Here is a 21,480-nt window from a genome sequence, read left to right on the forward strand (position 1 = left end):
GCGTGAGTCACTCTAGTGGTCCCCTCTGACAGTGCGAGCCATGAAGACCCTCACCGAATACCTCTGGTTCGAGACGAAGGCCCGCCGCGAGCTGGTGCGGCTCACGGACACCGTGGCCACCCTGGTGAAGAAGAGCGGCATCCAGGAGGGCATGGCGCTGGTGTCCGCCATGCACATCACCGCGGGCGTCTTCGTCAACGACGACGAGCCCGGCCTCCACGAGGACCTCTGGGACTGGCTCCAGCACCTGGCGCCCCACGGCCCGGACTACCGCCACCACCGCACCGGCGAGGACAACGGCGACGCCCACCTGAAGTCGATGCTCGTCCACCATCAGGTGCTGCTCCCCGTCACCGCCGGCAAGCTCGACCTGGGCCCGTGGCAGCAGGTCTTCTACGCGGAGTTCGACGGCCAGCGCCGCAAGCGCGTCATCGTCAAGGTGATGGGCGACTAGCGAGCGACCGGCCACGACAGCCCGTGGCGCCCAAGCTCCGCCACCAGGTCCGGCGGCAGGGGGCTCTCCACCTTCAGGGGCTGCTTCGTCACCGGGTGCGGCACGGTGAGCGAGCGGGCGTGCAGGAAGAAGCGCCCCAGCTCCGGCGCCTCGCGGCCGCCGTAGAGCGCGTCCCCCACGAGCGGCGCGCCCACGCCCGCCAGGTGCGCGCGCACCTGGTGCAGCACGCCCGTCAGGATCTTCACCTCCACGAGGCTGTAGTCCCCGGCGCGGGCCAGCACCTGGAAGTGGGACAGCGCCTCGCGGGCGTCCTCGGCGCCGTAGGGGGCGGGCTCCACGCGGTCCGGGTGGCGCGGGTGGTGGCGCAGGGGCACCTCCACCTCGCCCTCGTCCGCCAGCGGGCCCGTCACCAGGGCCAGGTAGCGCTTGTCCACCGCGCGGGTGCTGAAGGCCTCGCGCACGGCGGTCCAGGCCTCACGCGTGCGGGCCGCCACGAGGACGCCGGACGTCTCCACGTCCAGCCGGTGGCACAGGCCGCCCTCGCGCGGGTCCTGGGACGCCTGCGCGACCTCCGGGAAGCGCGCCACCAGGGCGTTGGCCACCGTGCCCGTCTCGCCCGGCTGCAGGGGGTGCGAGGGCCGGCCGGCGGGCTTGTCCACGAAGAGCAGGGCGGGGTCCTCGTGCAGGACGGCGAGCGGGAGGGCCGCGTCGGGCACGGCCTCGCGCGGGGCCTCCTCCACCGTCACGGCGACCTGCTGGCCGGCGGTGACGGTGAGCCCCTTCTTCGCGGTGCGGCCGTCCACGCGCACCTGGCCCTCTTCGAAGAGGCGCTTGAGGCGCGCGCGGGACAGGCCCAGGGCCTCGCCCACGAACAGGTCCACCCGCTGGCCCGCCTTCGCGGCGTCCACGGTGAGGGTGTGCGTCGTCGTCGTGGTCACTCGGAGAGGGCCTCGTAGACTTCCTCGGCCGTCTGGAACCGGTCGTCCGGCTCCTTGCGGATGAGGCGATGGGCCACCCGCGCCAGCTGCGGGTCGCCATGCAGGTTGAGCGCGAGCAGCGGCGGAGGTTCCGTCTCCAGCACCTGACGCCACAGCTCGTGGGGCGTCTTCGCGTCGAACGGCGGACGCCCGCTCATCAGCTCGTACAGGATGACGCCCAGGCTGTACAGGTCCGCGCGGCCGTCCAGCGGCTCCCCGAGGATCTGCTCCGGGGCCATGTACCGCCAGGTGCCCACCAGCTTGCCGTCCGCGGTGATGCCCGCGTCGTCGGCGAGGAACTTGGCCAGGCCGAAGTCCATCAGCCGCACCTGGCGGTCGTCGTCCACCATGATGTTGGACGGCTTGAGGTCGCGGTGCACCAGCCCGTGGCCGTGGATGTACGCGAGCGCCTCGCACACCTGGAGCATGGCGTCCTTCAGCTTGCCCATGCGCTCCGGGCGGTTGAGGTCCGCCAGCCTCGGGGGCGAGGCGTGCGCGGGCGGCTGCGGCGTGCGCGGGGCCGCGCGGCGCGGCTCCACCCCGCGCAGCCCGTCCGCGTCCGGGTCGTCCTCCGAGGCGCCGTGGTAGCTGGCCAGGTCCTCGCTGGGGGCCTCCTCGGCGAAGGCGTTGAGGTCGAAGGTGCCGTCGTCCTCGCTGGCGTCGTCCGCGTCCTCGTCCGGGCCGTCCTCGCTGCCGAAGTCGTCGTCCGCGGTGCGGCGGAGGGTGAGCGGGAAGCGCGACGAGGGCGTGGGCGTGTGCAGGTCGTTGAAGCTCACGTCCAGGTAGTGGCGCAGCGTGAGCCCTTCGATGAGCTCCATGGCCAGGTAGGGCTGGCCCGCGTGGACGCCGGCCTCGAAGACCTTCACGACGTTGGGGTGGGCCAGGTCCGCCAGCGTCTCGAACTCGCGCGCGAGCCTCCGGGCCGCGCGGTCATCCAGCGACGGACCCGTCGACAGGAGCTTCAGCGCGACCTCGTCGTTGCTGCGGCGGTCCAGGGCCCGATAGACGGTCCCGGCCCCGCCACTGCCGAGCGTCTCCAGCACGCGGTAGGGACCAATGGCCTTGAGAGGCATGGGAGCGCGGATCCTACGGATCCCGTCATGCCAGGGTCAAACACGCAAACACCGCGTGAGCGGCAGCGGACCCCGGGCCCCTGGACGATTTCACTTTTCCGGTGATCCATGGGAAAGCTCACCGCTCATGCAACTGGGGAAGTACCAGCTGGTGCGGAAGCTCGCCTCGGGGGGGATGGCCGAGGTGTTCCTCGCGAAGGCGGCGGGGCCCCGCGGGTTCGAGAAGACGCTGGTGCTCAAGCGCATCCTGCCGCACCTGGCGGAGGACGAGGCGTTCGTGGAGATGTTCCTGGGCGAGGCGCAGCTGGCCGCCCGGCTGGACCACCCGAACGTGGTGCAGATCTTCGACTTCGGCGAGGTGGACGGCAGCTACTTCCTGGCGATGGAGTTCATCGACGGGCCCACGCTGCGCAGGCTCATCAAGCGCTCCCTGGAGCTGAAGCAGCCGCTGCCCGCGGGCGTGTGCGCGAAGATGGTGGCCGCCGCGGCGGAGGGGCTGGCGTTCGCGCACGAGCTGGCGGACCCGGAGACGGGGGCGCCGCTGGGGCTGGTGCACCGGGACATCAGCCCGGAGAACGTGCTGGTGTCGCGCCAGGGCGCGGTGAAGGTGGTGGACTTCGGCATCGCGAAGGTGGCGGGGCAGGGGCACCGCACGCAGACGGGCGTGGTGAAGGGCAAGGTGGCGTACATGCCGCCGGAGCAGCTCCAGGCCCGGCCCATGGATGGGCGCGTGGACGTGTACGCGCTGGGCATCGTGCTCTACGAGCTGCTCACCGGGAAGCGCCCGTTCGACGCGACGACGGACGTGGGCATGATGCAGGCCATCCTCTTCGAGCCCTTCGTGCCCGTGGCGCGGCGCCGGCTGGACGTGCCGGACGCGTTGCAGCGCATCCTGGAGCGGGCGCTCGCGAAGGACCGGGTGGACCGGTATCCGGACTGCCGGGCGCTCCAGGCGGACCTGGAGCGCTTCGTGCTGTCGCTGGGCGAGCCGGTGGGCGCGTACCAGATTGCCCGGCTGGTGGTGCAGGTGATGGAGGGCGTGGAGCCGCTGCCTCCGGCGCCCGCGCCCGCGAAGGGGCGGGAGACGGCGGCGCTGGTCCCCGCGGCGGAGGCCGTGACGACGCCCATGCCCGGCCGGGTGGGCACGGCGTGGGAGCCGGTGGCCTCGCGGGCATCCATGGAAGCGCCCGCGGTGACGGCGTCGGAGAACGACGTGCCGTCGAGCCGGCTCGATGCGGCGACGGATCCGGCGACGCCGTCGGCGGGGAGCCTGGTACCGGCGCCCCGGCCCGAACGGTCCACCTGGTTCAAACCGGTGGATGTTTCGGAGTCCGGCAAGTCCCCGGCGACGCCGCGTGCCTCCCGGAAGATGGCGGTGGGCGCCGTGGCGTTCGTGAGCGTGGCTGGGCTCGTGGGTGGACTGGCGCTGTGGGGCGGGAGGGAGAGGTCCCCTGCGCCCGTGAGTCCGTCCACGCCGGTGGCTCGGAAGGACGACGGTGCCGTGAAGCCGCTGGAGCCCCAGCCGCCGCCCGCGCCGGAGCTGCGCGCGGAGCCCGTGCCCCCCGCCTCCACGAGCGCGGACAGCGGCACTCCGGTCGCCGTGTCCGAGGTGCAGCCCGTGCCGGGTGAAGCCGTGGAGGCGCGCGATGCGGGCCAGGGGGTGGAGGTGGAGCCGCCTCCGTCGCCAGCTCGGCGCCTCGCGGTCGCCGTGAAGCCCGCGACGGCCAGCACGGGCACCGCGAGCGTCCGCCGAACGGTGCTTTCGCCCCGCCGCACCCTGCCCAAGGGCAGGGTGGAGTTCCGGGTCCGTCCGTTCGGCACGGTGTACCTGGACGGCAAGAACCTGGGGCAGACGCCCTTCGCCGCCGTGGAGGCGACGGAGGGCTCGCATCAGGTGCGCGTCGTGAACAAGGACCTGGGCAAGGACGTGACGCGCGCCTTCGAGGTGAAGGCGGGGCAGGACAACGTGTTCAAGCTCAACCTCGCGGCGGAGTGAGCGGGCCGCCCAGGGCAGCGACCGTCGCGAGCCCGCGCTTCACCGGCCACCTTCCGTCGCCGCGGTGGATTCCCCCGCCAGGAAGTACGTCGTGACGGCGCCCGCGGACGCCGCCAGCGCCGTACCGAAGAGGACGTTCGCCACGACCGCCTGGCCCCGCGCGTCGTCTAGATGCCCGCCCACGTCCGCGGACAGCTCCGCATCGCGCGCGGAGTTCACGTTTCCGCGCGACTGGAGCCCGAAGATGGACCCCACGCCGCCCGCCACCACCCCCGTGCCCAGGAGCACCCACGACACCGTCGGCACCCGGCGCGCCCCTCGCTCACGGGCGTCCGTCTTCAAGTCCACCCCCGGAGCTGGAGCAGGCGCCGCCGCGACCTGGGGCGGATTCAGCGCCGCCGGCTTCTCCTCCGGCGGCCTCACCGGTGCATCCGCCTGCTTCTCCACCGCCGCGCGCTTCCGCCGCACCTCGCTCCGCACCGACTCGAAGTCCCCCTCCACCTTGGGAGACACCTTCGCCGGCAGCCTCGCCTCCGGCGTCAGCAGCAGCCCCGCCCGGAACGACGCCAGCGCCTCGTCGCGGCGCCCCAGGTCCGCCAGGATGACGCCCTCGTAGATGGCCGCCGCGCCGCGCTCCTCGTCGGACCGGGCCAGCCGCCGCGCCCGGGCCACCGTCGCCAGCGCCTGCTCGGACTCCAGGTCCTCGTAGAGCCGGGCCGCCTCCGCCATCGCCGCGTCGAAGTACGTGCCCGTCGGCCGGGCCTCCGCCGCCTCCGTCGCCTGCCCGAGCGCCGGACCCGCCCCCAACACCCAGCACCCGAGCAGCCCACCCAGCAGTCGGAAGGAGGGCAGGGCATGAAGAGTTTTCATGGAAACCCACTCCAGCCGCTCCCTGTCCCCTCTCGAACCGTTCAACCTGGGCAGGCGACCAGCCAACACCCCCGAGGGACCGGGCGGCCACGCGCCCGTGGACGCGACGCGGCGCCGCCGCTAGGGTGCGCGGCTTCATGGATCGCCCCACCGTGTTGCCCACCGCTCTCGAGGTCCAGGTCAAGGCCCGGCCACTCCCGCGCCACGTGGGCATCATCATGGACGGCAACGGCCGCTGGGCGGAGCTCCGGGGCCAGCCCCGGCTGGAGGGCCACCGCGAGGGCAGCGTGAGCGTCCGGGAGGTCACCCGCACCGCCCGCCGCCTGGGCGTCCAGGCCCTCACCCTCTACGCCTTCTCCTCCCAGAACTGGGCCCGCCCGCCGGAAGAGGTCGCCGGGCTGATGGACCTCCTGCGCGAGTACCTGGAGTCCGAGCGCGGCGAGATCCTCGACAACGGCATCCGCCTCAACGCCATCGGCGAGGTGGACAAGCTGCCGCGCTACGTCCGCGAGCCCCTGGAGCGCCTGCGGGCCGACTCCGCCCACAACACGGGCATGGTGCTCACCCTGGCGCTCTCCTACGGCGGCCGCGAGGAGCTGCTGCGCGCCGCGCGCGAGCTGGCCGGGGCCGCCGCCCGCGGCGAGCTGGACCCCGCGCACCTGGACGCCAACGACCTGGAGTCGCGGCTGTGGACCGCCGGGCTGCCGCCGGTGGACCTCATCGTGCGCACCAGCGGCGAGCAGCGCATCTCCAACTTCCTGCTCTGGCAACTGGCGTACGCCGAGCTGTGCTTCACCGACGCCCTGTGGCCTGACTTCCGCACCGAGGAGTTCCTGCGCTGCCTGTCGCAGTACCAGGGCCGCGAGAGGCGCTTCGGTCTGACGTCCGCCCAGGTCAACCGGGACGACACCCCCCAGCGGGCCAAGGCGTGAACGAGAAGAACAAGAACCTCCTCATCCGCGTTGTCACCGGCGTCACCCTCCTGCCGCTGGTGCTCCTGCTCCTGTTCCTCGGCGGGTACTACAGCGCCATCCTCCTGGGCGGCGCCGCCGCGGTCTGCGCCGGGGAGTACTACTTCATCACGCAGAAGCGCCTGGGCGCCGCCGCCTGGGTGGGCATGGCCTTCGCCTTCGTGATGCCGCTGCTGCCGCTGCGGGACGCCGCGCGCACGGGCGAGACGGCCTTCTGGCTGACGTCCGTCTTCTTCTTCTTCGCGTGGATCTACAACCTGTTCCGGGGCTCGCTCGCGGAGGCGCCCGGCCGGGCCGCGCACCTCGTCACGGGCTTCCTCTACGGCTCCATCGGCCTCACCGCGCTGTCCGCGCTGCGCCTGCTCCCCGGGGAGGGGCACGCCTGGGTCATCTGCGCGCTCACCATCACCTGGGCCAACGACACGCTGGCGTACTTCGCCGGCCGCTTCCTCGGGAAGCACAAGCTCTACCCCGCGGTGAGCCCGAACAAGACGTGGGAGGGCTTCTTCGGCGGCATGGTGGGCTCCGTGCTGGGCATGTTCATCGCCAAGCTCGGCTTCTTCCCCCTCTTCACCGTGTGGGACTGTGTGCTGCTGGGCATCGCCGGTGGCCTGCTGGGCCCCGTGGGCGACCTGTGCGAGTCCATGCTCAAGCGGGCCTACGGCGTGAAGGACTCCGGGAGGCTCATTCCCGGCCACGGCGGCGTGCTGGATCGCATCGACGCGCTCATCTTCAACGCGCCGCTGGTGTTCGTCTATGTGCAGTTCGTGAGGCACCTGCTGCCGTAAGTGCCTGATTTCGCGCCTGCTCGCCCGCCTTGCGCCTCGCGTTGTGCGTTGTCCGTCCCGGGGGGCGCGATTACTCTTCCGCCCATGCTCCAGAACCTCGGGTTCTTCATCCTCCTCTTGGGCGTGCTCGTCACGGTGCATGAGCTTGGCCACTTCCTCGTGGCCAAGGCCTGCGGGGTGAAGGTCCTCAAGTTCTCCATCGGCTTCGGGCCCAAGCTCATCGGCTTCACCAAGGGCGAGACGGAGTACCAGGTGGCGCTGCTGCCCCTGGGCGGCTTCGTGAAGATGGCCGGCGACCTACCCCACGAGGAGCTCCCGCCGGAAGAGGCGGCCCGGGGCTTCCTGGCGCAGCCGCCCTGGAAGCGCGGCCTGATTGTCCTGGCGGGCCCGGCCTTCAACCTGCTGTTCCCCATCCTCGTCTACTTCTTCGTCTTCCTGGGGCCCCAGGAGACGCTGTCCACGCGCGTGGGCATGGTGTCGCCGGACATGGCCGCCGCCGCGGCGGACATCCGCCCCGGGGACCGCATCCTGTCCGTGGAGGGCGAGCCGGTCCGCACCTTCGACGACATGCGCGACGCGTTCGTCGGCAAGTTCGACCGCCCCGTCCCCATCACCCTGGAGCGAGACGGGCAGCAGCGCGTGGTGGAGGTGACGCCGGAGAAGAGCTCGGAGGTGTCCCCGGTGGACACCGTCGAGCGCGGGATGATTGGCGTGAGCCCCTACCCGCAGCCGCCGGTGGTGGGCGTGCCGGCCACGTCCCCCGCGGCCGCCGCGGGCCTCAAGACCTTCGACCGCGTGCTGTCCGTCAACGGCGTGCACGTGCAGGACGAGGCGGCCCTCTACCGGGAGGTGGCCAAGGTGCCGGAGGGCACCCCCATGGCGCTGAGCGTGGCGCGCCTGGCCCCCGTGGACGTGGGCGCCGTGACGGGCCGGCTCCCGGAGGTGGTGAAGGTGTCCCTGCCGCGGCAGCCCGGCGAGGGCGCGGCGGCGCTGGGCGCGGAGGCCGTGGACCTCTACGTGGCGAGCGTGGCCTCGGGCAGCGCGGCGGAGGCCGCGGGCATCGCGCCGGGCGACCGCATCGTCGCCATCAACGGCATGCCGCTGAAGTCCTTCAACAAGCTCTCGACGGTGCTCAACGGCCTCCAGACAGAGCCCTTCACGCTCACCTGGCGCGGGGCGCGGGGCGAGCGCACGGAGAAGCTGGCGCAGGCGCCGCTCAAGACGCGCGACGACTACGGCCAGACGAGCGCGCCGGTGGTGCTGGGCGTGCGCCCGTGGTCCTACAGCAGCGCGGACCTGCCCCCGGTGGAGAAGGTGACCATCGACCTGGGCCCGGCCGCCGCCTTCAAGGAGGCCGTGCTCATCGTCCCGAAGATCGTGGGACAGATGGTGCAGGTGCTGGGCGGGCTGTTCGTGGGCAAGGTGTCGCCCAGCACGATTGGTGGCCCCATCATGATGTACCAGCTGGCCGCCAAGAGCGCCGAGCAGGGTCTGGACAGCTTCCTCAACCTGATGGCCATCATCTCCATCAACCTGGGCGTGATGAACCTCCTGCCCATCCCGGTGCTGGACGGCTTCCACCTGCTGTCCGCGGCCTGGGAGGGCGTCCGCCGCCGCCCCATCCCCGTGCGCGTGCGCGAGGTGGCGAACATGGTGGGCCTGGCGCTGCTCATCCTGCTCATGCTGCTGGCCGTGACCAACGACGTGACCCGCTAGCGAGGTGATGATGCCTGGACGGACCGCGCTCCTGCTCCTGGGGATGGGCCTGTGCGCTGGCTGCGCGTCGCGCGCGGCGAAGCCCCAGCCGCCGGAGACCGCCTCCGGCGACGAGGGCAGGGTCACGCGCCGCGAGAAGATGCCGCGCAACTACCTGGGCGAGGGCCTCGCGTCCTTCTACGGCCCCGGCCTCCACGGCCGGCGCACCGCCAGCGGGGAGAAGTTCAACCAGAACGCCTTCACCGCCGCGCACCGCACGGCGCGCTTCGGGTCGTGCGTGAAGGTGATGAACATGGAGAACGGCCGCCAGGTGGAGGTGCGCGTCAACGACCGCGGCCCCTTCGTGGATGGCCGCATCATCGACGTGTCGAAGGCCGCGGCGAAGGCGCTGGGCATGCTGGACAAGGGCCTGGCGCGCGTGCGGCTGTACCGGTGCGGCAGCGACCGCGTGTCGCAGGTGCCGGTGGACTTCTGGGCCGCTCCGGCCTGAGTGCCTTGAAACGAAAGAAGGGATGTCGCCTGTGTTGCTCGCGCTGGACACCTCCACGCTGACGCTGTCGCTTGCCCTGGTGGAACGCCAGGGGGACGCCGTGCGCGCCGTGGAGCACGTGGTGGTGCCTCCGCCGGACAAGCAGAGCGAGCTCCTCCCCGGCGTCGTCGGGGAGCTGCTCCAGCGCCACGGGCTGACGCTGAAGGACCTGGAGGGGCTCGCGGTGGGCCTGGGGCCGGGGTCCTTCACCGGCCTGCGCATCGGCCTGGCCACGGTGAAGGCGCTGGCGTACGCCACGGGCCTCAAGGTGGCCGGCGCGTCCTCCCTGGCGGCGGTGGCGCTGGAGGGGCCGGAGGGCGTGCCGCTGTTCTGCCTCGCCGTGGCGCGCAAGGATGACCTCTACCTGGGCGCCTACCGCCGCGTGGGCCACGCCGTGGAGGCGCTGGCGCCGGAGACGGCCATGTCGCCGGAGGAGGTGGCGCAGCGCATGGCCGCCGAACCGGCGGCGGTGGCGCTGGGGCCGGCGCTCGCGGACTACCGCCAGGCGCTGGAGAAGCACGGCGTCGCGCCGCACCGGCTGTTGTCCGGCCCGTCCTTCCCGTCCGCGGTGGAGGTGGGGCGGCTGGCGAAGCTGCCGGAGGCGTACTCCCAGGAGGCGCTGTTCGCCCTGGAGCCGCACTACGTCCGCGCCTCCGAGCCGGAGCGCAACCCGAAGTTCCCCCCGCTGCCGGGCCCCGCGCCCACGGCGCGGCTGAAGGAAGACTGACGTCTCCGCCTGGAGGGCGCCTCGCCGTGCTCGCGCGGGCGGGGGCGCTGACGTAAAGGAGCCCCGCATGAGAGAGAACCTTCGGATTGGCGTGGTGGGCGCCACGGGCGTGGTGGGCCGCGAGGTGCTGGCGAACCTGTACGCGCGCGACGTGCCGGTGGAGCAGGTGCAGGCCTTCGGCTCGGAGCGCTCCAACGGCCTGGAGGTGGAGTACGGCGAGGACACGCTGGAGGTGGAGCGGGCCTCGGCGGACGCCTTCCGGGGCCTCCACGTCGTGCTGCTGGCCACGCCGGCGGAAGCCTCCCGCACGCTGGCCCCGGCCGCCCAGGCCGCGGGCGCGTGGGTGGTGGACGCGAGCAGCGCCTTCCGGAGCGACGGCAACGTGCCGCTCATCCTCCCGGGCTTCAACACGGAGGCCCTGGGCCCGGGCTTCAGCTTCAAGGGCCGGGTGGTGAGCCTGCCGGGCGTCGTCACCAGCGCCACCGTCCACCTGGTGGAGCCGCTGCGCCGCGCGTTCGGCGTGGTGCGCGCGCAGGTGACGGCGCTGATGGGGGCCTCCAGCGCGGGCGTGCGCGGCATCGCGGAGCTGGAGAAGCAGACCGCGGACCTCCTCTCCGGCCGCGAGCCGGAGCCGCAGGCCTTCCCGCACCGCGTGGGCTTCAACCTGGTGCCCCAGGTGGGCGGCTTCATGGTGAACAGCCCCTGGACGGAGGAGGAGGGCGGCTGGACGCTGGAGGCCGCGCGCCTGTTCTCCGCCCTGGGCGAGACGCCCGTGCTGGCAGGCACCGCCGTGCAGGTGCCCACCTTCCACGGCCATGGCCTCACCGTGAACGTGCAGCTGAAGAAGCCGGGGCCCGTGGAGCAGGTGCGCGCCGCCCTGAAGACGTCCCCGTCCCTCAAGGTGCTGGACACCCCCGGCGAGCGCGTCTACCCCATGCCCATGCTGGTGATGAGCGACCCGGCCGTCCAGGTGGGCCGGGTGCGCGCCTTCCCCCAGGCTCCGGAGTGGGTGACGCTCTTCGCGTCCGTGGACAACGCCGGCCGGGCCGCCTCCCACCTGGTGGACGCGGGCCTCAAGCTGGCGGAACGCCCCGCCTGACAATTTGGCAAAGCCCCCGGGGGCACCTTGCCTGTTTGGCGCGCGAACCCGGGATTTTCCTTGGGGGGCAGGGCGTCCGGACGGGCCTTGAGGGTGGCCCCGCCCTTGCTAGCCTCTGGCCCATCCATGCGCCTTCCATTCATTGGCCTCCTGCTCTTCGCGTCCACGGCCGTGGCCCAGACGGGGCCCGCGGTGACGTTCACGAGCTCGACCACCAGCACCACGGGGCTCACCATCACCGTGCCCCAGGGTGAGTGTGGCACGCAGCGCCGCTTCAACTGGTCGCGCACGGCGACCCCCCCGTGTGATGACGCGCTCTACATCTTCGCCACCACGGGGAGCTGTGGGGTGAAGCCCGCCGCCACGGACCTGACCCTGCAGACGCTGGGCACGTCCAGCTCGACGACGAGCGGCACCGTGAGCTTCAGCGTGTCGCAGCTGCTCGCCGCGCGCGGCAACGGCGCGGACGCGGGCACCGTGACGACGTGCGACAGCCAGACGACGGAGATCTCCTTCAACCTCTGCGCGTCCTCGCGGCGGCTGGGCGGCGCGCTTGGCACCGAGTGCCTGGAGACCTACTCCAACGTGGGCGCCCCCGCCTACGTGGTGAAGTACGACCCCGTCAAACCTGCGGCGCCGACCATCGCCAAGGTCATCGCCCGGGACGCGGCGCTGTCGGTGCAGGTGGACGGCGCGGAGGATGACTCCACCGTCGTGGTGGTGGCGGCGATGGTGGGCACGGCGGGCAGCGACGCCGGCACGGACACCGACGCCGGCACGGACACCGACGCCGGCACGGAGGCGGACGGTGGGACGGACGTGGATGCCGGGACGGACGTGGACGCGGGGACGGAGGGCGGGCAGGGGCTGGTGGGGCCGCTGGCGCTGGAGGGCACCACGGGGCCGGTGACGCGCGTCACCAAGGCGGCCGGCGAGGGCAACGTCGTCGTCAGCGGCCTCACGAATGGCGTGACGTACCGGCTCGAGGCGACCATCATCGACGCCGCGGGCAACGAGAGCGACGCGTCCGCCCCGGTGGATGCGATGCCCGTGAAGAGCAATGGCTTGTTCGACGCGTATAAGGATGCTGGCGGCGAGGAGCGCGGCGGGTGCGCCGCGGCCGGTGGCGGCATCGCGGGTGGCGCGGTGCTGGCCGCGCTGGGCCTCTGGCTGTCGTCTCGGAGGAAGGTGTCATGAGCAGCAGGGCTGTGGGCCTGGGAGTCGCGGCGCTTCTCTTGGCGGTACCGGCGGTGGCGCAGGAGCTGAACATCCCCACGCGCTCCCCGCGCACGGGCGCGGTCATCTTCCGCGGTGGCGGCTACAAGCCGCGCATCGACTCCGAGAAGGTCTTCCAGGAGAACGGCAAGACGCCGTACAAGGACACCTTCGATGACGCGACGCTGCTGCTCATCGAGGGGGAACTCCAGCGCTTCTTCTACCAGGGCATCGGCACGGCGGGCCTGGGCCTGGGGCTGGGCTACGCGGAGAAGTACGTGGACGCGAAGCTGGAGGACGGCTCGGTGTCGGCCGACAAGGCGGCGCTGAAGGTGCTGCCCATCCAGCTCAACGCCTTCTACAAGTTCGACTACGCGGCCTTCCGCTGGGGCATCCCGCTGGTGCCGTACGCCAAGCTGGGGCTCATCTACAGCCCGTGGTGGATGACCACGGGCAGCGCCACGGAGATGGTGGACGGCGTCAAGGCCAGCGGCGGCAAGTGGGGCTGGGCGGGCACCGCGGGCGTGTCGTTCCTCCTGGACGTGCTGGAGCCGCGCTTCGCGCGCGACTTCGACTCGGACCTGGGCGTGAACCACTCGTACCTCTTCGCCGAGTACACCCACGCGGACGTGAACAACTTCGGCGGAAAGGGCCTGAACCTGGGCAGCCGGCGCTGGATGTTCGGGCTGGCGTTGGACTACTAACCGAAAGGCCCATGGCCTCCCGACCCCACGCGCTCCCGTCCCCGCTTCGCCTCCTCCTCCTGCTGGCCGCCGTGGGCCTGGCGGCCACCGGCTGCCGGGGCGTGAGGCCGGACCTGGGGCCGGAGCGCACGCTGGAGGCGGGGGTGCCGGAGGCCTTCGGCGCCACCTCGGCGAAGGCGCCCTCCGTCACCTGGGACTTCGGGGATGGCACGGCGCCCCAGACGGCGCCGGGCGTGAAGCACGCGTGGGCCACCGCCGGCCGCTACACGGTGCGGGCGCTGGACGGGGAGAAGGAGCTGGCCCGGGTGGTGCTCACCGTGGTGCCGCGCCCGGTCTTGCGCGCGGTGCCCGCGGACGCGCAGACGGTGCTGTGGGTGCCCCGCCTGCGCGGCAACGTGGAAGGGCTGGTGGACTTCTACGAGCGGCTGGTGGGCGAGGCCAACGCGAGCCGCACGCTGGCGGACACGCCGCTCGTCCCGCTGCTCCTGCGCGGCCTGGCGACCGGCCCCTCGGAGGTGGACCCCGAGGAGGGCTTCGGCTTCTTCATCCTGCCGGACTTCGACGGCGTGGTGGCGCTGCTGGGCGTGACGGACTCGCGGGCGGCGCTCGCGGCCGTGGCGCGCGAGCTGCGCGACGCCGGCCACCGGGTGCTGCCCCGCGAGGACGGCAGCGCACGCGTGGATCCGGTGGACGGCGGCCGCTCCATGCTGCTGTTCGCGGACCGGGGCTACGTGTACCTCGCGGTGCCGGACTCGCCGGCCGCGCCGGAGCCCGGGGAGACGGTGAAGGCGCTGGCGGTGGAGGAGGCTCCGGACGTGGAGCTCGTGCGCCGCCAGGTGGAGGCGCTGTCCGGGCCGGGCTTCTCCGAGAACGCGCTCCTGGGGGAGCTGCGCGGCAAGGTGCGCGACGGCAGCGTGCTCCTCTTCTCCGCGCCGCCGGTGCCGGAGGCGGAGAAGGACGACATGCCGGTGCGCGGCTTCTTCGGCGCGCTCGCGGTGCAGGCGGACCAGGCGGAGCTGGACGGCTTCCTGTCCTCGTCCCGGCCGCTGCTGGGGGGCACGCCGGGGCCGGCTTCGCGGCTGTTGGGGCGCGCGGCGGTGGGGCCGGTGGCGGCGGCGCAGCTGTCGGTGCCCCCGGAGGAGCTGGCGCGGCTGGTGTTCGGCTCGCCCGATTCACCCCGGCGGCAGCGGACGCTGGAGCGCTGGCGCACGCAGGGGCTGGACGCGGAGCCCCTCCTGAAGGCGCTGCGCGGCGACGTGGCCATGCTCGTCTACTTCGACGCGGCGGCCTTCTTCCAGAGCTTCATCCGGGACCAGCGCCCCGCGCCCAAGGGCACGGTGGTGATGGAGGCGGGCCTCGCGTCCGTGCAGCCGGTGCTCCAGCTCATCCAGAAGCAGCTGCAGGACAACGGGCTCGCCTTCCAGAAGGAGGCGCAGGGCAGCACCACGCGCTTGCGCACGCGGCTGCTGGAGCAGCCGGTGTCGCTCACGCTCACCCCGGAGCGCGCCACGCTGGAGGCCGGCGAGGTGCTCACCGGCCGCGACTCGGGTGACGTGGGCGCGACGCTGCGCACGCGCTTCGGCGCGGAGGCGTTCGGCCCGGGCCACCTGTCGCTGATGGTGGACATGGGGCGGCTCAGGGCGGACCTCGCCGGCGCGCGCGCGGTGCCGGGCGTGGGCGCGGCGCAGCTCCTGGCGAGCCAGGTCTTCGTGACGGCGCTCCTGGAGCGGCTCACCCCGTTCGAATACGGGTTCCTCGACTTCGCCCCCGTGGAGGGCGGCGGCCGGCTCCAGGGCCGCGTCGTGCTGCGCGAGCGCTAGAACCCACGCCAGGAGGCATCAGGCCATGCCGGTGACGGTGCTGTACTTCGCCGCGGCCCGCGAGCTCGCGGGCCTGTCCCGTGAGTCGCTGGACGTGCCGCCCGGGGCGCGCGTCGCGGACGTCCTCTCGCAGCTCGCGGCGAAGCACCCGCCGCTGGCGCCGCTGCTGCCGCACCTGCGTGTGGCGGTGCAGCAGCGGTTCGTGCCGCTGGACGCGCCGGTGTCGCCGGACGCGGAGCTGGCGCTGATTCCGCCCGTGGCGGGCGGGGCGCCGGGGCTCTTCGCGGTGGTGGGCCGGCCGCTCCAGCTGTCGGAGGTGGTGGACGCGGTGGCCTCGGAAGGGGCGGGCGGGCTGGTGACGTTCTCCGGCGCCGTGCGCGACCAGACGAAGGGCCGGCGCGTGCTGCGCCTGGAGTACGAGGCCTACGCGCCCATGGCGGAGGCGAAGCTCGCGGAGATTGGCGACGAGGTGGCCCGCACGTGGCCGGGGACGCGGCTGGCCATCGTGCACCGCGTGGGCACGCTGGTGCCGGGCGAGCTGGCGGTCGTCATCGCCGCGGCCTCCGCGCACCGCAAGGAGGCCTTCCGCGGCTGTGAGTACGCCATCGAGCGGCTCAAGCAGGACGTGCCCATCTGGAAGAAGGAGTTCTTCGAGGACGGCGAGGTCTGGGTGGGTCTGGGCCCCTGAGCTAGCGCACGCCGAAGCTGGCGGGGACGGTGACGCGCGCGCCGCCGTCCTGCTGCCGCGCGGCGCGCTCGGCCTCCGTCAGCGGCTTGAGCGGCTGGTCCAACCCCAGCGTCTTCCGCCGCGCCTCCTCCCGGTCCTGGGCCGCCTGTAGCGCGCGCGCGTTGCTCGCGGCGATGCGCGCCGGGTCCGGCCCCATGGCGAGGAAGGCGACGGGCGCGCTCAGGAAGAGGATGGCCACGGTGACGAGCCAGGCCACGTCCCGCGCGCGGAAGCGTCCCGCGCGCTCCTTCACCACCGACGGCTGCACCAGGAGCCTCAGCTCGCCCTCCACGAGCCGCAGCGTCATGCCCTCGTGCAGCTCCACCGCCGCGCGGCCAGGGGGGCCGGTCAGCTCCTCCGGGCCCACCGGGTGGAAGGCGTCGCCCTTGACGCTCTTCTCCACGCGCGCGGACGGCGGCACGTGGATGCGCCAGCCCTTCGGGGTGCGCTCGGCGAGGAGGAACGGCTCCTCCGGCAGCGTGAAGCCGTAGAGGGGCAGGGGGGCCGTCTCGTCCGGCGCGGCGTGGACCTGGGCCTGCTCGGGGCCATAGCTCCAGGCCTCCGCCAGGGAGGTGCCCCAGTACAGCTCGCAGAAGAGTCCGCCGTCCGCCACCGGGGCGGAGCGCGTGGAAGGCGTGGACATGTGGGGCCGGAGCATAAGGCCTTCGCGGCCGCCCGGCCCGGCTTCGTCGGGCCGGACGTCCCCTGGCCGACGGGCGGCCTGCGCCTCGGGCGCCCGCCAGCTCCTCGAGCAGCCCCTCCCGCGCCTCGAAGTGCAGCGGCTTCACCAGGTGAGTGTCGAAGCCACGGCCTTGGAGCGCTGCCGGTCCGCCCCCTGGCCGTACCTCGTCACTGCCACCGGCTTGAGGGCGCGGGGCCCTGGTGCCGGTGTGCGAGAGGGAGCGCGGCCCCTGGCTTCAATTGGTGCGCACGCGGTCCCTCAATCAACGAGGTCGAGCGCGACCGTGCAGCACCCGCCATCGCGCGAGGGCTCAGCGGGGCGGGCGGACGGCTCAGGGCGGCGAGGGCGTCACGGTGCGAGGAAGGCCCGCGTCCGATGCGGGAGGCGCGGCCGAGGTCACGGAAGCACCCGCGTCCTGCACGCGGGCAGCGCTGGCGGTCACGGATGCGCCCGCGTCCTGCACGCGGGGAACGCTGGACGCCACGGACGTCCCCGCGTCCTGCACGCGGGCAGCGCTGGCGGTCACGGACGTGCCCGCGTCCTCGGCGCGCGGAGTTGCCGCGGCGGCCATGCCCGCGTCCTCGGCGCGAGGGAGCGCAGAGGCCACGGTGCCCCCATCCTGCTTCGGAGGGACGCTGGCTGTCGCGGCCGTGCCGGCATCCGTGGCGACCCGCGCGGCCGTGCTCACGAGGGCCCCCGCAGCAGGGCTCGCGACCGCTGGCGCGACGACCCCGTTCGCCCCCGCGTCCTGCACCGCCGGCTTCGGCGCCACCTGCGCGACGCTCGCCGCGGGGAGCACGCCCGCGTCCGGTGCGGCAGGGACCGACGTGGCGACGGGAGCCTTCACCGGCTCCGGCGGCGTCGCTGATGACGGCAGCGCGCGGACGATCTCCGCGCCTGCGGTGGCCACGATGCCGATGGACAGGAAGAGGAACCCGGCCGTCTGCGCCACCGTCTCCACGCGCGGCGGGATGCGCCGTCCGCTCACCGCCTCGATGGCGAGCAGCAGCACCCGGCCACCATCCAGGCCCGGCACCGGCACCAGCGTCAGCATCGCCAGCGCCACGGAGGCCGCCACCAGCGCGCGCACCAGCGCATCCACCCCGGACGCCGTGGAGGACGCGACGTCGGACGACTCCTGGCGCACCATCGCGCCCGGCCCGGCCTTGCCCGCGACCTCCGGCCCCCGGATCATCGCCACCAGGGTGGACAGCGTCTCGGACGCCACGCGCCCGGTGTGCACCAGCGACTGCGTGAAGGCCTCGCCGGGCGCGTGCGTGCGGAACACGTACTGCTGGCTCACGCCGATGCGCCCCGCGCCGCGCTCGTCCGCCCGGGGGCGCACCGTCACCTTGCGCGGCTCGCCGTGCCGGTCCACCGACAGCTCCAACGGCCCGCCCACGCCGTCCGCCACCCGCGCGACGAAGTCCGACCAGCTCCCCAGCGGCTTGCCGTCCACCGCCACCAGCCGGTCCCCGGGGAGCAGCTGCGCCCGTGCCGCCTCCGAGCCCGGCTGCACCGTGCCCACCGTCAGCGGCACCACCACGTGCGTCCCCGACGAGTACAGCGCGAGCAGCAGCCCCAGCGCGACGGCGTAGTTCGCCAGCGGCCCCGCCAGGATGATGGCCATCCGCTTGAGCGGGCCCAGCGTGCCGAACCCCGACGTGTCCTCCTCCGCGGCGCGGTGCGGGTTCATCCCCCGCAGGTTCGCGGACGCGCCCAGCGGCACCGCGCCCAGCACGAACTGCGTCCCGCCCAGCCGGAACGACAGGAGCGGCGGCCCGAAGCCCACGGTGAAGCGCGGCACCCGCACGCCCAGCAGGCGCGCGGCCACCAGGTGCCCCAGCTCATGGACGATGAGCAGCGCTCCGAGCGCCAGCAGGACGAAGAGGTAATGCATCCTCGAAAGGCCCGTCGCCGCCTACAGCTTGCGGCGCTTCCCGGTGCGCTTGTACGTCAGGTAGTCGGACAGGATGGTCCCGTGGTCGAAGCACAGGTCCTTCGGCAGCGCGTCCACGGTGAACGTCTTCGCCTCCGCCGCGTCGTCCGCGCCCACCGGCTCGCCCGTCGCCTTCGCGATGAAGACCGTCGAGAGCGTGTGCTGGCGCGGATCCCGCTTCGGATCCGAATAGGTGAAGAACTGCTCCTCCAGCGTCACGTCCAGCCCCGTCTCCTCCTTGGCCTCGCGGATGGCGGCCTTGTCCAGCGGCTCGCCCTCGTCCACGAAGCCGCCCGGCAGCGCCCAGCCCACCGGCGGGTTCGCGCGGCGGATGAGCACGATGCGCTCTCCGGACAACTCGATGATGCAGTCCACGGTGGGTTTGGGGTTGCGGTATTCAGGCATGGCGTCGCACTCTACCCAAAGCCCCCGGGCGAGCGCCCGTTCCGGATGCCTCCCAGGGGCGATGGTGCGTGCCGTGTCTACCCTGCGACGCCTCAGCCTCACCGCCGTCCTGGCCTCCGCCCTGACGGGCTGCCTGCCCTACAGCCAGAACGAGGGCGAGTACGAGCTCGTCCCCACGGAGACCCTGCGCGATGACTGCGACCTCCTGGAGCGGTTCGAGGGCAACCTGCAGCTGAGCCTCCAGATCTCCGGACGCGTGGTGCGCGCGGACTTCGGCGTGCAGAACATGCAGCTCCTCGGCTACTTCCTGGAGGACGGCGAGGCCTTCACCGCCGACGGCAGCGTGGCCAACGTCAGCACCACCGTCGACGGGACCAATGAGTGCCTGCTGGACCAGGTCCGCGTGCACCTGGACGCGACCACGCAGTGCTCCACCGAGTTCAGTGGCCAACTGCGGCTCGCCTACGACGCCAACAACAACCCCGGCTGCACCTGCGAGCTGTGGTTCCGCTTCGACGGCGTTCAGGGGAACACCCGCTGTGAAGGGAGCCCTTGAGATAGTGAGAGGGGCTTCCTACAACAGGAGGGCTGTTCCCACGCACCGATTGGAGGGACGCCCATGTCCGCCCCGCAGGGAATCGACTCGCTCCTGACCGAGTCCCGCGTCTTCCCCCCGCCCGAGGACTTCTCCCGGCGGGCTCACATCCGCAGCATGCAGGACTACCAGCGGCTGTGGGACGAAGCCGCGAAGGATCCGGACAAGTACTGGGGCGACCGCGCCCGCGAGGAGCTCTACTGGAAGGAGCCCTTCCAGACGGTGCTGGACTGGAAGCCGCCCCACGCGCGCTGGTTCGTCGAGGGGAAGACCAACCTCGCCTACAACTGTCTGGACCGGCACCTGCCGAAGCTGAAGGACAAGCCCGCCATCCTCTTCGAGGGCGAGCCGGGCGACCGCCGCGCCCTCACCTACGGGGAGCTGTCCCAGCAGGTGAACCGGCTGGCCAACGGCCTCAAGTCGCTGGGCGTGAAGAAGGGCGACCGCGTGGGCATCTACCTGCCCATGGTGCCGGAAGCCGCCGTCGCGATGCTGGCGTGCGCGCGGCTGGGCGCGGTGCACTCGGTGGTGTTCGGCGGCTTCTCCGCGGAGGCGCTCCAGGACCGCATGAAGGACGCGGGCGCGAAGGTGCTGCTCACCGCGGACGGCGGCTGGCGCAAGGGCGCGGTGGTGCCGCTGATGAAGAACGTGGAGGCCGCGCTCCCCAACGCCCCCAGCATCGAGAAGGTCGTCGTCCTCGCCCGCACCGGCGACGGCAAGCTGCCGGAGGGCCCGAGGTTCCTGGCGTGGGACGCGCTGGTGAAGGGCCAGTCCGACGTCTGCGAGCCGGAGTGGGTGGAGAGCGAGCACCCGCTGTTCATCCTCTACACGTCCGGCTCCACCGGGAAGCCCAAGGGCGTGCTGCACACCACCGCCGGCTACGCGGTGAACGCGTCCCTCACCACGCGCTGGGTGTTCGACCTGCGCGACGACGACGTCTATTGGTGCACCGCGGACGTGGGCTGGGTGACGGGCCACACCTACGTCGTCTACGGCCCGCTGATGAACGGCGTCACCACCCTCATCTACGAGGGCGCGCCCACGCAGCCGGGGCCGGACCGCTTCTGGGACATCATCGAGCGCTACAAGGTCACGCTCCTCTACACCGCGCCCACCGCCATCCGCGCCTTCATGCGCCTGGGCGAGGAGCCGGTGAAGAAGCACGACCTGTCCTCGCTGCGCCTGCTGGGCAGCGTGGGCGAGCCCATCAACCCCGAGGCGTGGATGTGGTACCGCGACGTCATTGGCGGAGGCCGGTGCCCCGTCGTGGACACGTGGTGGCAGACGGAGACGGGCAGCATCATGATCTCCCCGCTGCCCGGCGCCACGCCCACCAAGCCCGGCTCGGCCACCTTCCCGCTGCCCGGCATCCACGCGGAGATCCTGGACCGCGACGGCAACCGCGTGGCCCGGGGGCAGGGCGGCCTGCTCTTCGTGACGAAGCCCTGGCCGTCCATGCTGCGCACCGTGTACGGGGACCCGCAGCGGTATGAGAGCACGTACTTCAGCGAGCTGCCCGGCATGTACTTCACCGGCGACGGCGCGCGCACGGACGCGGACGGCTACGTGTGGCTGCTGGGGCGCGTGGACGACGTGGTGAACGTGGCGGGCCACCGCCTGGGCACCGCGGAGGTGGAGAGCGCGCTCGTGGCGCACCCGAAGGTCTCCGAGGCCGCCGTGGTGGGCCGCCCGGATGACCTGAAGGGCACGGCGCTCGTGGCCTTCGTGACGCTCAAGCAGGGCAACGCTCCCTCGGACGCGCTCAAGAAGGAGCTGGCCACGCACGTGGGCCGGGAGATTGGCGCCATCGCGCGGCCGGACGTCATCCGCTTCGCGGAGGGGCTGCCCAAGACGCGCTCCGGGAAGATCATGCGCCGGCTCTTGCGCGACGTGGCCGCGGACAAGCAGTCCTCCCAGGACACCTCCACCCTGGAGGACCTCAACGTGCTGGCGGCGCTGCGCCAGGGCGACGAGTAGCCGCCAGGCCCGGCGAGCGGCCGCCCCCTACGCGTCCTCCGCGTCCTTGGTGGGGCGGCCGTACTTGTCCTTGACCTTCTCGCGGTCCGCCTTGCTCCACCAGATGCGGGAGCTCCAGAGGGCGGGCCCCAGCACGACGGTGAGGACGAAGAACACCACCAGGCCCACCACGATCTCCGTCACGGCTTCCTCCAAAGGGGCGTCCGGGGCTCGGAA

At 72.7% G+C, this 21,480-nt stretch carries 22 protein-coding genes; 15 read left to right on the forward strand and 7 right to left on the reverse strand.

Translation table 11 applies throughout. The features are described from left to right. The first annotated feature begins 40 nt into the window (after window positions 1-40). Window positions 41-454 (forward strand): secondary thiamine-phosphate synthase enzyme YjbQ, encoded by a 414-nt coding sequence (locus U8525_RS17310; protein ID WP_374267009.1) that lies wholly within the window; start codon window positions 41-43, stop codon window positions 452-454. Here the strand turns inward: U8525_RS17310 and U8525_RS17315 are convergent. After that, entirely contained in the window at window positions 451-1,392 is a 942-nt protein-coding gene (locus U8525_RS17315) for an RluA family pseudouridine synthase (protein ID WP_374267011.1), read from the reverse strand. The genes U8525_RS17310 and U8525_RS17315 overlap by 4 nt on opposite strands. Next, window positions 1,389-2,504 carry a protein kinase gene (locus tag U8525_RS17320; protein WP_374267013.1) on the reverse strand — a complete coding sequence of 372 codons (1,116 nt, stop codon included), beginning with the start codon at window positions 2,502-2,504 and terminating at the stop codon, window positions 1,389-1,391. Before U8525_RS17320 ends, U8525_RS17315 begins: the two co-directional genes overlap by 4 nt. Before the next feature lie 127 nt (window positions 2,505-2,631). Here U8525_RS17320 and U8525_RS17325 point away from each other — a divergent pair, with 127 nt between their 5' ends. Further along, on the forward strand, window positions 2,632-4,500 hold the full coding sequence (locus U8525_RS17325; RefSeq protein WP_374267015.1) for a protein kinase: 1,869 nt from the start codon (window positions 2,632-2,634) through the stop codon (window positions 4,498-4,500). A gap of 39 nt (window positions 4,501-4,539) precedes the next feature. Here U8525_RS17325 and U8525_RS17330 read toward each other — a convergent pair whose 3' ends face one another. Next, window positions 4,540-5,370 carry a tetratricopeptide repeat protein gene (locus U8525_RS17330; protein ID WP_374267017.1) on the reverse strand — a complete coding sequence of 277 codons (831 nt, stop codon included), beginning with the start codon at window positions 5,368-5,370 and terminating at the stop codon, window positions 4,540-4,542. Between U8525_RS17330 and U8525_RS17335 the strand changes: the two genes are divergently transcribed. The 11 genes from U8525_RS17335 to U8525_RS17385 all read left to right on the forward strand — a co-directional run bounded on the left by U8525_RS17335 (window position 5,369) and on the right by U8525_RS17385 (window position 15,627). Then, complete coding sequence (locus U8525_RS17335) at window positions 5,369-5,494, forward strand: hypothetical protein (RefSeq protein ID WP_374267019.1); 126 nt, start codon at window positions 5,369-5,371, stop codon at window positions 5,492-5,494. The genes U8525_RS17330 and U8525_RS17335 overlap by 2 nt on opposite strands. Before the next feature lie 13 nt (window positions 5,495-5,507). Continuing rightward, window positions 5,508-6,302, forward strand: a complete 795-nt coding sequence (gene uppS, locus U8525_RS17340; protein ID WP_374267021.1) for a polyprenyl diphosphate synthase — start codon at window positions 5,508-5,510, stop codon at window positions 6,300-6,302. Next, entirely contained in the window at window positions 6,299-7,129 is an 831-nt protein-coding gene (locus U8525_RS17345) for a phosphatidate cytidylyltransferase (RefSeq protein WP_374267023.1), read from the forward strand. Before uppS ends, U8525_RS17345 begins: the two co-directional genes overlap by 4 nt. 84 nt (window positions 7,130-7,213) lie before the next feature. Further along, window positions 7,214-8,845: an RIP metalloprotease RseP gene (gene rseP, locus U8525_RS17350; RefSeq protein ID WP_374267025.1), complete on the forward strand. Its 1,632-nt coding sequence runs from the start codon at window positions 7,214-7,216 to the stop codon at window positions 8,843-8,845. A 10-nt stretch (window positions 8,846-8,855) separates the two neighbouring features. Beyond that, a complete protein-coding gene (locus U8525_RS17355) occupies window positions 8,856-9,335 on the forward strand; it encodes a septal ring lytic transglycosylase RlpA family protein (protein ID WP_374267117.1) in 480 nt (159 codons plus the stop codon). A gap of 22 nt (window positions 9,336-9,357) precedes the next feature. Further along, window positions 9,358-10,101: a tRNA (adenosine(37)-N6)-threonylcarbamoyltransferase complex dimerization subunit type 1 TsaB gene (gene tsaB / locus U8525_RS17360; RefSeq protein WP_374267027.1), complete on the forward strand. Its 744-nt coding sequence runs from the start codon at window positions 9,358-9,360 to the stop codon at window positions 10,099-10,101. A gap of 67 nt (window positions 10,102-10,168) precedes the next feature. After that, on the forward strand, window positions 10,169-11,200 hold the full coding sequence (locus tag U8525_RS17365; RefSeq protein WP_374267029.1) for an aspartate-semialdehyde dehydrogenase: 1,032 nt from the start codon (window positions 10,169-10,171) through the stop codon (window positions 11,198-11,200). Between the two features lie 126 nt (window positions 11,201-11,326). Next, the gene (locus U8525_RS17370) at window positions 11,327-12,397 is read left to right on the forward strand and encodes an MXAN_2561 family MXYO-CTERM-anchored protein (RefSeq protein WP_374267031.1); all 1,071 of its coding nucleotides are present in this window, start codon (window positions 11,327-11,329) and stop codon (window positions 12,395-12,397) included. After that, window positions 12,394-13,119, forward strand: a complete 726-nt coding sequence (locus U8525_RS17375) for an MXAN_2562 family outer membrane beta-barrel protein (protein ID WP_374267033.1) — start codon at window positions 12,394-12,396, stop codon at window positions 13,117-13,119. Before U8525_RS17370 ends, U8525_RS17375 begins: the two co-directional genes overlap by 4 nt. A gap of 11 nt (window positions 13,120-13,130) precedes the next feature. Further along, window positions 13,131-14,939, forward strand: a complete 1,809-nt coding sequence (locus U8525_RS17380; protein WP_374267035.1) for a PKD domain-containing protein — start codon at window positions 13,131-13,133, stop codon at window positions 14,937-14,939. Between the two features lie 25 nt (window positions 14,940-14,964). Continuing rightward, on the forward strand, window positions 14,965-15,627 hold the full coding sequence (locus tag U8525_RS17385) for a molybdenum cofactor biosynthesis protein MoaE (RefSeq protein ID WP_374267037.1): 663 nt from the start codon (window positions 14,965-14,967) through the stop codon (window positions 15,625-15,627). 1 nt (window position 15,628) lies between these two features. Here U8525_RS17385 and U8525_RS17390 read toward each other — a convergent pair whose 3' ends face one another. From U8525_RS17390 to U8525_RS17400, 3 genes are all read right to left on the reverse strand, one after another. Beyond that, a complete protein-coding gene (locus tag U8525_RS17390; protein WP_374267039.1) occupies window positions 15,629-16,309 on the reverse strand; it encodes a hypothetical protein in 681 nt (226 codons plus the stop codon). A gap of 370 nt (window positions 16,310-16,679) precedes the next feature. Beyond that, window positions 16,680-18,248 (reverse strand): site-2 protease family protein, encoded by a 1,569-nt coding sequence (locus U8525_RS17395; protein ID WP_374267041.1) that lies wholly within the window; start codon window positions 18,246-18,248, stop codon window positions 16,680-16,682. Window positions 18,249-18,269: 21 nt separating this feature from the next. Further along, complete coding sequence (locus tag U8525_RS17400) at window positions 18,270-18,692, reverse strand: NUDIX domain-containing protein (protein WP_374267043.1); 423 nt, start codon at window positions 18,690-18,692, stop codon at window positions 18,270-18,272. 73 nt (window positions 18,693-18,765) lie between these two features. Here U8525_RS17400 and U8525_RS17405 point away from each other — a divergent pair, with 73 nt between their 5' ends. Beyond that, window positions 18,766-19,248: a hypothetical protein gene (locus U8525_RS17405; protein WP_374267045.1), complete on the forward strand. Its 483-nt coding sequence runs from the start codon at window positions 18,766-18,768 to the stop codon at window positions 19,246-19,248. A gap of 63 nt (window positions 19,249-19,311) precedes the next feature. Beyond that, window positions 19,312-21,264: an acetate--CoA ligase gene (acs, locus tag U8525_RS17410; RefSeq protein WP_374267047.1), complete on the forward strand. Its 1,953-nt coding sequence runs from the start codon at window positions 19,312-19,314 to the stop codon at window positions 21,262-21,264. Between the two features lie 27 nt (window positions 21,265-21,291). On the opposite strand, the gene U8525_RS17415 is transcribed toward acs, so the two are convergent. After that, window positions 21,292-21,447 carry a hypothetical protein gene (locus U8525_RS17415; RefSeq protein ID WP_374267049.1) on the reverse strand — a complete coding sequence of 52 codons (156 nt, stop codon included), beginning with the start codon at window positions 21,445-21,447 and terminating at the stop codon, window positions 21,292-21,294. Window positions 21,448-21,480: the final 33 nt, after the last annotated feature.

The organism is Corallococcus sp. RDP092CA, assembly GCF_041903675.1.
Classification (GTDB): Bacteria; Myxococcota; Myxococcia; order Myxococcales; family Myxococcaceae; genus Corallococcus.